Annotated in this window: 12 protein-coding genes and 1 pseudogene; 5 read left to right on the top strand and 8 right to left on the bottom strand. The window is 71.4% G+C overall.

The genetic code is table 11. The features are described 5' to 3' along the window. Positions 1-226: 226 nt before the first annotated feature. Positions 227-1,792, top strand: coding sequence for a protein kinase domain-containing protein (locus ACZ51D_RS30250; protein ID WP_465622617.1), 1,566 nt, complete (start codon positions 227-229; stop codon positions 1,790-1,792). 20 nt (positions 1,793-1,812) lie between these two features. Further along, positions 1,813-2,187 carry a VOC family protein gene (locus ACZ51D_RS30245; RefSeq protein ID WP_465622615.1) on the top strand — a complete coding sequence of 125 codons (375 nt, stop codon included), beginning with the start codon at positions 1,813-1,815 and terminating at the stop codon, positions 2,185-2,187. 413 nt (positions 2,188-2,600) lie between these two features. Here the strand turns inward: ACZ51D_RS30245 and ACZ51D_RS30240 are convergent, their stop codons facing one another. Both ACZ51D_RS30240 and ACZ51D_RS30235 read right to left on the bottom strand, forming a co-directional pair. After that, on the bottom strand, positions 2,601-2,792 hold the full coding sequence (locus tag ACZ51D_RS30240; protein ID WP_465622613.1) for a DUF397 domain-containing protein: 192 nt from the start codon (positions 2,790-2,792) through the stop codon (positions 2,601-2,603). Next, positions 2,785-3,651, bottom strand: coding sequence for a helix-turn-helix domain-containing protein (locus ACZ51D_RS30235; RefSeq protein WP_465622611.1), 867 nt, complete (start codon positions 3,649-3,651; stop codon positions 2,785-2,787). The genes ACZ51D_RS30240 and ACZ51D_RS30235 overlap by 8 nt, the downstream gene beginning before the upstream one ends. A gap of 236 nt (positions 3,652-3,887) precedes the next feature. Here ACZ51D_RS30235 and ACZ51D_RS30230 point away from each other — a divergent pair, with 236 nt between their 5' ends. Beyond that, on the top strand, positions 3,888-4,256 hold the full coding sequence (locus ACZ51D_RS30230) for an ATP-binding protein (RefSeq protein ID WP_360496030.1): 369 nt from the start codon (positions 3,888-3,890) through the stop codon (positions 4,254-4,256). Next, entirely contained in the window at positions 4,253-4,501 is a 249-nt protein-coding gene (locus ACZ51D_RS30225) for a hypothetical protein (RefSeq protein ID WP_465622610.1), read from the top strand. The genes ACZ51D_RS30230 and ACZ51D_RS30225 overlap by 4 nt, the downstream gene beginning before the upstream one ends. A 157-nt stretch (positions 4,502-4,658) precedes the next feature. Here the strand turns inward: ACZ51D_RS30225 and ACZ51D_RS30220 are convergent, their stop codons facing one another. The 5 genes from ACZ51D_RS30220 to ACZ51D_RS30200 form a co-directional block, all read right to left on the bottom strand. After that, entirely contained in the window at positions 4,659-5,132 is a 474-nt protein-coding gene (locus tag ACZ51D_RS30220) for a potassium channel family protein (protein ID WP_465622608.1), read from the bottom strand. 109 nt (positions 5,133-5,241) lie between these two features. Continuing rightward, the gene (locus ACZ51D_RS30215) at positions 5,242-5,664 is read right to left on the bottom strand and encodes a response regulator transcription factor (protein WP_465664022.1); all 423 of its coding nucleotides are present in this window, start codon (positions 5,662-5,664) and stop codon (positions 5,242-5,244) included. A 103-nt stretch (positions 5,665-5,767) separates the two neighbouring features. Beyond that, entirely contained in the window at positions 5,768-6,049 is a 282-nt protein-coding gene (gene tatA / locus ACZ51D_RS30210) for a Sec-independent protein translocase subunit TatA (protein ID WP_465622605.1), read from the bottom strand. A gap of 201 nt (positions 6,050-6,250) precedes the next feature. Beyond that, the gene (locus tag ACZ51D_RS30205) at positions 6,251-6,820 is read right to left on the bottom strand and encodes a methyltransferase family protein (protein WP_465664021.1); all 570 of its coding nucleotides are present in this window, start codon (positions 6,818-6,820) and stop codon (positions 6,251-6,253) included. 134 nt (positions 6,821-6,954) lie between these two features. Further along, positions 6,955-7,590 (bottom strand): class I SAM-dependent methyltransferase, encoded by a 636-nt coding sequence (locus ACZ51D_RS30200; protein WP_465622602.1) that lies wholly within the window; start codon positions 7,588-7,590, stop codon positions 6,955-6,957. Between the two features lie 98 nt (positions 7,591-7,688). Here ACZ51D_RS30200 and ACZ51D_RS30195 point away from each other — a divergent pair. Next, positions 7,689-7,958, top strand: a pseudogene (locus ACZ51D_RS30195) (type II toxin-antitoxin system RelE family toxin); the annotation flags it as partial. 90 nt (positions 7,959-8,048) lie between these two features. Here ACZ51D_RS30195 and ACZ51D_RS30190 read toward each other — a convergent pair. Further along, entirely contained in the window at positions 8,049-9,632 is a 1,584-nt protein-coding gene (locus ACZ51D_RS30190; RefSeq protein WP_465664020.1) for an MFS transporter, read from the bottom strand. Between the last annotated feature and the right edge of the window lie 68 nt (positions 9,633-9,700).

Raw genomic sequence — 9,700 nt, 5'->3', positions numbered from 1 at the left:
CCAGCCCGACGGCCCACCCCCCCTCTCCAAGATCGAAGCCGTCGCCCACTACAACGGCACCACCCCCCCCCCCCCCCCCCCCGCGCGGGGCGGGGGGCGCCGCCCCCCCCCCCCCCCCCCCCCCCCCCCCTCCGCCCCCGGCCGGGTCGCAAGGCCGTACGGCTATCGTGCACGGGTGCACGAGGCGGCCCGGGACCCCGGGCAGGGCACGTGAGGGGAGCTCCAGGTGATCGGACGGGCGCTGAACGGGCGTTACGAACTCGTCGACATGCTCGGCGTCGGCGGCATGGCCACCGTCTGGCGCGGCGTCGATCGCGTGCTGGGCCGCCAGGTGGCCGTGAAGGTCCTCAACGGAGGCCTCGCCGACGACCCCCGCTTCGCCGAGCGCTTCAGCCGCGAGGCGCAGCACGCCGCCATGCTGGCGCACCCCCGGATCGTCATGGTCTTCGACTCGGGTGTGGACCAGGGCACCCCGTTCATCGTCATGGAGCTGGTCAACGGCCGGTCGCTGGCCGCCGTGCTGGCGCAGCAGCCCCAGTTGCCGGTGGAGCGGGCGATCGGCATCGCGGCGGCGGTCTGCGAGGCGCTGGCGGTCGCGCACGCCGCCGGGCTGGTGCACCGGGACATCAAGCCCGGGAACATCATGATCACCGACGACGGTGGTGTGAAGGTCGTCGACTTCGGCATCGCCCGGGCCGGCTCCTCCGGCAACCTGACCCAGACCGCGAGCGTGCTCGGGACGGCGGCGTACCTGTCGCCCGAGCAGGCCACCGCGTCGGCGCTGGACGGGCGGACCGACCTGTACGCGGTCGGCTGCGTGCTGACCGAGATGCTCACCGGCGCGACCCCGTTCACGGCCGAGACCCCGGTGGCGATCGCCTTCAAGCACGTCAGTGAGCAGCCCCTGCCGCCGTCCGGGCGGCGCCCCGGCCTGCCACCCGCCCTGGATGCGGCGGTGCTGCGGCTGCTCGCCAAGGACCCGGCCGGCCGTCCGGCCGACGCCTTTGCTGCCCGGGCCGAACTGCTGGCCACCGTCCCCGGGTTGGTCGTCGGCGACCCGACGGCCGAACTGCTGGCCACGGCCGCTCCGACGCAGATGCTGCCGCCCGTCCCCGTCCCGGGCGCAGTCGCACCGAACCAGCAGCACACCACCCTGCTGCCGCCCCAAGCCCCGGCCGCCACCTCGGTGATGGCGCCGGTCCCGGCTCCGGCTCCGGTTGCTCCCGCTCCCGCCCCCGCGCCTGCCCCGGCTCCCGCCCGCACCAGCCGCCGCAAGCCCCTCGTCCTCGGCGCGCTGGGCATAGCGGGCCTCGCCGGCGTCACCGCCCTGGCCCTCACCGCCTTCGACGGACCGGCGGGCAACGCCGCCGCCACCAAGGTGCCCCCGGCTGCCACCGCCCCCGGCCCGGCCGCGAAGCCCACCCCGGCGGGGACCGCACCCTCCGCCGCCCCCACCACCCCGCCGGCGGCCCCGACACCCACCCAGGCCGTCCCGCGCAACCAGCCGGCGGCTCTGCAGCTCCAGTCCTTCCGGCAGGCGGTGGCCCAGGCCCAGGTCCCCAAGGAGCGCGACAAGCAGGTGGAGCTGCTGAGGATCCTCGACGCCTCATCCGCCCGCCTCAACGAGGGCAACCCGGACGAGGCGGCGCAGGAGCTCAAGAACGCCCAGCGGGTGATCAAGGACATGGCCAAGAAGCACGCCATCGACGCCCCCACCTACGCCAACTGGAACGCCCGCCTCTCGGCCCTGTTCGCCACCCTCCACACCGCCGCCGACCTCCAGGACGACTGACGGTCCGCCACAATGGCGGGATGCTGACGATCGGTTCCCTCGTCCTCGGTGTCTCCGACATGCCCCGCGCCGTCGCCTTCTGGGCGGCGGCGCTCGACTACGTCCCGCGCGGCGGCCTGGTCGAGGACGACTGGACGGTCCTCGAACCCGCCGAGGGCGGCAGCGGCGTACAGCTCGCCCTCGCCCTCAGCGAGTCCCCCGTCCAGGACCACCCTCGCGTCCACCTCGACCTCTACGCCGGGGACGCCGAGGACCAAGCCGCCGAGGTCGAACGCCTGCTCGCCCTCGGCGCCGAGCGCGTGGAGTGGGACCTCTACCCCGAGGACCCGGACTTCGTCGTCCTTGCAGACACTGAGGGCAACCGCTTCTGCGTCATCGACACCAGCCGCTCCTGAATCCACGACGTTGTCCACAGCCTGTGGATATTTCTGTGCAGCGAGCCCTTCAGCGGGTGTTCTGCGCGGGAAGTCAGCCCGGCCGACTTCCCGCGCCACGAAAGGACGTCTACTCACCGGGGTCGGGCCCGGTGTAGGCCGGTGAGCGGAAGGTGCGGCGGAAAGCCTCGGGCCCGTGCCGCTGGTCGAGCCACCTCGAAAGGCCGAGCAGGTCACAGCTGATCATCGCCGCGAGGATGAGATCGTGAAGCGTCTCCGCGTCGGGACCGCCCATTTCGGTGAGGACGTGCTGATACCGCGCTCCGACGCCCTGTTCGTATCCGGCCATCGCGAGGTGGAAGCGGTCGGCAACGCCGGTCTCCGCGCGGTCGAAGTCGCTCGGCTCCAGCCGTCCCGTGGTGGGCCACTTGGGTTCAGGCGTGATGGTCGAACTCGCCGGCTTTGATGCCGTGGAGGAGGGTGGCGAAGGTGGCGGGGGTGGTGCGGAGGATGAGGTGGCCCTCGTCGGACTCGCGGAGTTCGATGCGCCCGTCCATCGTGCGGACCTCCACGCATGCGTTGCTTGAGCCGGAGTAACTGGACTTCCGCCATGCGGAGCTATCCATGCTTGCTTTCAATCTCCTTCTTGATCTGCCGGATGAAGTCTCGTGACTCCTGCTCGGAGAGCGCAACTGAAGCCATCCGCCTGAGGATCTCGCGGTAGCTCGCGAGCTGTGCAGGCGAGTCGAAGATCATGCTGTTGTGGCTGGTGTCGATCTGGAGCGTGTCCAGCTCGGTTACGGCACCTTCTGCGTAGGTGAAGTTCTCGCTTGGCCCGGGCAGGGACTCGACGTCGAACGGCACGGCCCGAATCGAGACCTTGGGGTCTTCGGAGTGGTCGATCAGGGCGTCGAGCTGTTCGGCGAGGACCTTCGGGCCGCTGAACTGCATCCGAAGCGCTGCCTCATGGATGAAAGCGCGGATGGGTGTCGTGCCAGATCGGACGTTTTGTTGTCGCCTCATCCGGAAGTCTGTGCGGACATCGACCTCGTGGTCCGGTAGCGGCGGAATCGCGCGAGCGAAGACGGAAGCGGCATAGGCCTTGGTCTGTAGCAGCCCGTGAACGAACGTGATCGTGTAGGTGGTGAGCTTCTTCGCTGTGCCTTCCACTTCTGCGATGTCGAGCAGGTGCGTGGAAACGGATCCGCGATACTCCTCCCACCAACTGTTCTTGTCTCGCTCGGTGATCACGTCGGCGAGGGCGTTGATCAGAGGTTGGTTGGTGCACATGCACACGGCGGCGATGGTCCGCAGCCGCTCAACGCTGACCCCACCCTTGCCGCTTTCGATCTGCGTGATCTGGGCGGGCTGGATCCCGAGTTCGCGCGCCAGCTGGCTGCCGCCGAGGCCGGCCTGCTCCCGCATCCTCCGCAGCTCGGCCCCGATCCGCCGCTGGCGAAGGGTTGGGTTCGGTCGTAGCGCCATGATGACCAGTCTGCCGTAGGCCTCGAGGGCGGAGGTGCCACGTTCGGGTGAAGACCCCTTATGGTGGGCTCAAATTTGAGCCCCGCCTGCGCTATGGTCGTTCTCACAGCGATCCGACGGATCGTCAGTAATGCGCGCTGTCCGCACCGCAGAGCAGCCATGCCCATCTGCCTGGCCTGGCTCACGGCGACGTGTCCGCCGGTTCTTCCTTCTCAATCACGCCCGGGAGATCTCCCATGCGTCACCTGAACACGCCCTCCTTCGCCCTCACCCGCCAGTCCCTCCGGGACGCGATGGTCCGCGCGGGGTGGCCGTCCTCGGCCACCTTCGACGCCGAACTCGCCCTCTGTGAGCTGTTGATGAATGCCTGGAGGCACGGGAACACCCCCGCGCCGATCATCCACATCCTCTTCCTCGGCAAGGTCCTCCGGGTCTCGGTCTCCGACGAGAGCCCCGTCCTCCCCATCGAGCAGACCCCCTCCCCGCTCTCCGAGTCCGGCCGGGGTCTCCAGCTCGTTGCCGGCCTCACCCGCCGCTGGGGCGTCCTTCCCCAGGAGCGCGGCAAGTGTGTCTGGTTCGAGTGCGAGCTGGACTCCGCCGCGTGAACCGCCGGCCGATGCTGCCGACCGACCCCCGGATCCGGCACTACACGGACGACCACATCCGCACCCTTCTGGCCGAAGTTCAGGAGCGCGGACGGAAGTTCGGCCTGATCTGGCCCTCGGCCGCCACCGACCGGACCATGGACGGCCGGGTCCTCGTCCGTTTCAACACGGCGCCGGCCTCGACCCTCCTGAACCTGCTCGTGCTCCTCCTGGACGCCGAGCGGGACGCCTCGTGCGATTCCTGATCGCGACCGCGTTCGCGGCCCTCCTCGCCCTCGCCTTCGCGACCGTCGCCCTGGGTGTTGTCACCGCCCTCCGCGTGGCCCCGCCCGACGAGGACAGCTAGACCGACCGGATGTGTGGCGGGTCGCGTGCACAGGCCCGCCGCGCCGAATCCCCGAGTCAGCTCTTCTTCCGGATGCGCCGCTCCACGTTCCCCCGGATCGTCCGGGACGCCGTTCCGGCCGCTGCCGCGAGGAACACGAAGTTGTACCCGATCTGCAGGACCACCACGAATCGGGCCGACTGCCCCGAGGCCGTGATGTCGCCGTAGCCCACCGTCGCCAGTGTCACGACCGTGAAGTACAGCGCGTCGAGTCGGGTTTCCAGCCCGGCGAACTCGGCCTTGTGCGATCCCAACACGTAGTACGTCGCCGAGAAGATGGTCACTGCCAGGCAGATCAGGAAGGCCAGCCAGACCACCGGCCGCTTCACCGTCCCCAGCAGCACACCCGCGATCTTGACCAGCATCAACCAGGTCATTCCGACCAGCGCTCCCGCGAACACTGCCCAGCTCAGCACCGGCCGCCGTTCGCCCAACCACTCCAGAGGCAGCGTGAAGTACGCGACCATCAGGAGCGTGAACGCGGCCAGCATCCCCGACCAGGCCCGCACATCGGCGGGTGGTGGTGGCGGAGGCGGGTTCTCGGACATCCCGCCCAGCCTTTCCCGTCAGCCGCCCGCGCCGCCCGTCCGCCTGCTCCGTTCAGGTGAGCCCCTGCTGGATCGCCAGTACTGCCAGCCGGACCCGGTTCGGGCTGCCGGCCTTGGTCATCAGACTCGACACGTGGGTCTTCACCGTCGTCACCCCGAGGTGCATCCGGTCGGCGATCTCGCCGTTCGAGAGCCCTTCCGCCAGATGTCGCAGCACCTCGCCCTCCCGCTCGGTGAACCGTGCCGCCGCCTCCCGCCGCTCCGGTCCCGTCCAGTCGGCCGACGCCCGGGCGACCACCCGGCGCAGTACGGACGGGCTGTACGGGCTGTCGCCGGCCGCTGCCCGCCGGAAGGCGTCCGGTACCGTGGCCGGTTCGACGTCCTTGGCGAGGAACCCGCAGGCCCCGGCGGCCAGGGCCGGGTAGAGCCGGTCGTCGTCGAATGTGGTCAGCACGGCGACCGGGGCGTCGGGCACCCGCCGTACCACCTCAGCAGGCGGGTTCCGGTGGGGCGAGCGCCCCCGGACAGCGGAAAGCCCCTGGTGGGTTCACCAGGGGCTTTCCGGAGAAGGGGGAGACTCAGATGTTCGTCTCGGGCCGCTTCGTGTCCTCGGCCTTGGTCACGTTGGTCGGCGTGACGGCCGGACGGTCCGCGCTCTGCTGGGGAGCGGCGGTGCTCTGCGCGGTGCCGGCGTCCGCCGGGGTCTCGTCCTCGCGCATGGCCTTCGTCTCGGCCTTCAGGATGCGCATCGACTTGCCCAGGCCGCGTGCCATCTCCGGCAGCTTCTTCGATCCGAACAGCAGGATGACGACCGCCAGCACCACGAAGATGTGCCAGGGCTCAAGACCGTTCCGCAGCATCCCTGGCCACCGGTCCCTTCTTGTCTAGAGTCATGGCGGGCGCTAGAGCCCGTGCTGGCCAGTATGCCTGGCCCTCACGGCGAACGGATACACCGGCCGGGAAACGCTGGCCAAAAACCAGGTGCCGCTCGAGCGGATTGTGAGACGGCGGAGTCCGGAGGGCCCGGGCGGAGCCCGCATCGGCAGCCCGCCCCGGTGCGATCAGTAGACGAATGGCACGAGTCGCTTGGACACCCGGCGGTACTCCGCGTACTCGCTCCCGAACGAGTCCAGCAGCAGCCGCTCCTCGGCGGCGATCCGCCAGCCGTACGCGGCGGACAGCAGCGCCGCGACCACCAGAGCCGCCGCCCAACTGCCGGTGCCGAGGGCGTAGCCGATCCAGACCAGCAGGCTGCCGGCGTAGCCGGGGTGGCGGATCAGCCGGTACGGGCCGGTGCGGACGACCCGCTGGGCGTCCACGGTGCGCAGGGTGCGGGTGTAGTAGGCGCCCAGGGTGCGCATGCCCCAGGCCCGCAGCGCCAGCCCGGCGGCGACCATCACGACCCCGAACCAGCGTGCCCAGGCCGGTACTTGGCCGATCGAGCCACGGTCGAACTGCACCACGACCAGCGCCGAGGTGCAGTAGCAGCCGAGCAGCAGCCGGGTCGAGCCGCGGTCACGGCGGTCCGCGTGCCAGGGGCCGGCGGCGGCGTCCGCGCGCCGGCGCAGCAGCAGCTCGTAGGCGACCCAGCACAGGACGCCGAGGAGGGAGAGGAGGGTGGGCAGGGACATGGGGCGGCTCCCGGCGGTCGGAGGGACCCTTCCACGGTGCTCCCGTGGGGTCGCCGGCGCACCCACCCCGGGGTGGACGGTGGTGCGTCCACCCCGGGGTGGACGCTCATTGCGTCCGCCGCCGCCCGCCCCGCTCACTCCGTCCGTCGCGCCAGCAGGTAGCCGCGCCGGGTGGGGGCCTCCTCGGGCAGGCCCTCGCGCTCCATCCGCGCTTCGACGGTGAACCCGGCCCCGGCGAGGCGGTCGGCGACGGTGCCGGTCTCCAGGAAGTGGAAGTCCACGTCCACCGGGTGGCCCCACCACTCCTCCATCCGCCGCACCTCGGCGCCCAGGTGGAAGGAGACCAGCAGCACCCCGCCGGGCCGCAGCACCCGCCGCATCTCGGCGAACGCGGGCGCCAACTCGTCCGGCTCCAGGTGGATCACCGAGTACAGCGCCACCGCGGCCGCGAACTCCCCGTCGGCGGCGGGCAGCGCCAGCAGGTCGCCGGTGCGGAACGCGGCCTTCGGCTGCTCGCGCCGGGCCAGCTCGACCATGCGCGGAGAGAGGTCGACCCCGACCACCTCGGCGCCGTGCCCGGCCAGCCACCCCGCCACGTGCCCGGGCCCGCACCCCAGGTCCGCCACCACCCCGCCGGCCGCCTCCTCCAGGACCACCCCCAGCAGCGCCCGGTCCACCGCCTTGTACGCCAGCTCACCCCCGACCCGCTCCAGGTACTCCGCCGCCACCGTGTCGTAACTCCCGCGCACCCGCGCCCGATCAGCACCCATGCCGCTCACCCTGGCACGCCGAGGCGAATATGCGGCATGACTGAGCCAGTGATCGAGTCGATGGCCGCCATGCCTCGCGAGCACCACGGCTGATCGCGATGGGGTACGTCACGCGGTTCAGCCAGCGCGCTCAGCGGGAGCTTCTCAAGGTGCCCAGGCCGGATGTGGTCCGGATCCTCCGCCGACTCACCGAACTCCAGAGGGCGCTGGACGCCGGCGACGCCTCGGCGTTCGACATCAAGGCCCTTCAGGCGCACCACGCCCGATGGCGACTGAGGGTCGGGGACTACCGGGTCGTCTACACGGTCGAGGCCGGCGTGTTGGTCGTCGGGGTCATGTCGGTAGGCAACCGCCGCGACACCGGCAGATGTGGATCCAGCCGTCGGAGACGGCGGAGAGCCCCCGTCCTGGTGTGGGCGGGGGCTCTCGATGACTCGCGTGGATCGGGCCGGGGTGGGTCAGACGGTGACGGTGGCGGGCTTGGCCTCGGTCTCGGGCTCAGCCTCCTCGGGGGCCGGGGTGGGGGCGGCGGCCGGGAGGTGGCGCATCAGGCGGTAGGCCAGGAGCGCGGCGCCGAGGGCGAGGACCCCGCCGACCCCGGCGGCGACGTGCAGGCCGTCGGTGAAGGCGGCGCGGGTGGTCTCCAGCAGGTCGGCGCCGAGCCGGCCGGGCAGGTGGGCGGCCACGGTGACCGCGCCGCCGAGCGTGTCCCGGGCGGTCCGGGCGGCCTCGCCGTCGACGCCCGTCGGAAGGGCGCCGTCCAGCTGGTGGCGGTAGACCGCGGCGCCGGCCGCGCCGAGCAGAGCGATGCCGAGCGAACTCCCGAGCTCGACCGCGGTCTCCGAGGTGGCGGCGGCGGCGCCAGCCTGCTCGACCGGGGCGGCGGAGACGACCATCTCGGCGGTCATCGTCATGGTGCCGACGGTCCCGGCGGCCAGCACTCCCGCCGCGGTGAGGATGAGCGCCAGCGGGGAGTGCGCGCCGACCTGCGTCATCATCGCGAAGCCGACCGCGCCGATCAGGAACCCGCCGCCCATCAGGACCGCCGGGCGGACCTTGCCGGCCAGCGCCGAGCTGATCCCGACCGCCGCGCCGACGCCGACGCTCGGCACCAGCGACCAGAGCGAGGCGATCAGCGGGCTCATGCCCTTGACCAGCTGCAGGTACTGCGAGGTGAAGAGGGAGAAGCCCATCATCGCGAACATCGCGATGGTGTTGACGCTGATCGCGCCGCTGAAGGTGCGGATCCGGAACAGGCTCAGGTCGAGCAGCGGGTTCGCGGCGGTGCGCTGACGCCACACGAACGCGGCGGCGAGCAGCAGGCCGGCCGGAACGGCGAGCGCGGGGAGCGTGCTCCAGCCCTCGATGGCGAGGGTCTTGATCCCGTAGACGAGCGGCAGGATCGCGGCCAGCGAGAGCGCGGCGCCGAGCAGGTCGAAGCGGCCGGTGCGGGCGGTGGCGCGGTACTCGGGGAGCAGGGCGGGCGCGGTCAGCAGCACCAGGGCCATCACCGGGACGGCGGGCAGGAGGGCCGAGCCCCACCAGAAGTGGTCGAGCAGCAGGCCGCCGGTGACCGGGCCGAGGGTGGCCCCGGCGGTGAGGATGCCGCCCCAGGCACCGAGGGCGATCTGCCGCTGCTTGGGGTCGTGGAACATGTTGCGGATCAGCGCGAGGGTCGAGGGCATCACGGTGGCCCCGGCGGTGCCGAGCAGGGCGCGGGCCGCGATCAGCTGGTTGGCGTCGTGCGACCAGGCGGCCAGCAGCGAGGCTCCGATGAAACCGGTGGCGCCGATCATCAGCAGCCGGCGGCGGCCGATCCGGTCGCCCAGCGAGCCCATCGTGATGAGCAGCCCGGCCAGCAGGAACGAGTACATGTCCATGATCCACAGCTGCTGGGTGCCGCTCGGCGCCAGCGTGGTGGAGATGTAGGGGACGGCGAAGAAGAGCACGCCCATGTCCATGGCGAGGACGAGGGTCGGGAGCAGGAGGACGGCCAGGCCGATCCATTCGCGACGGCCTGCGCGGCCGGTGGTTGCGGTCATGAGGTAGACAGTACGAGCGTGTCAGACGCTTGTCTAGTACATATGTGTAAATCGCTCGTGCAAGACGA

The organism is Kitasatospora sp. NPDC033851, from assembly GCF_055576085.1.
This window is presented reverse-complemented; position numbering and strand designations above follow the sequence as displayed.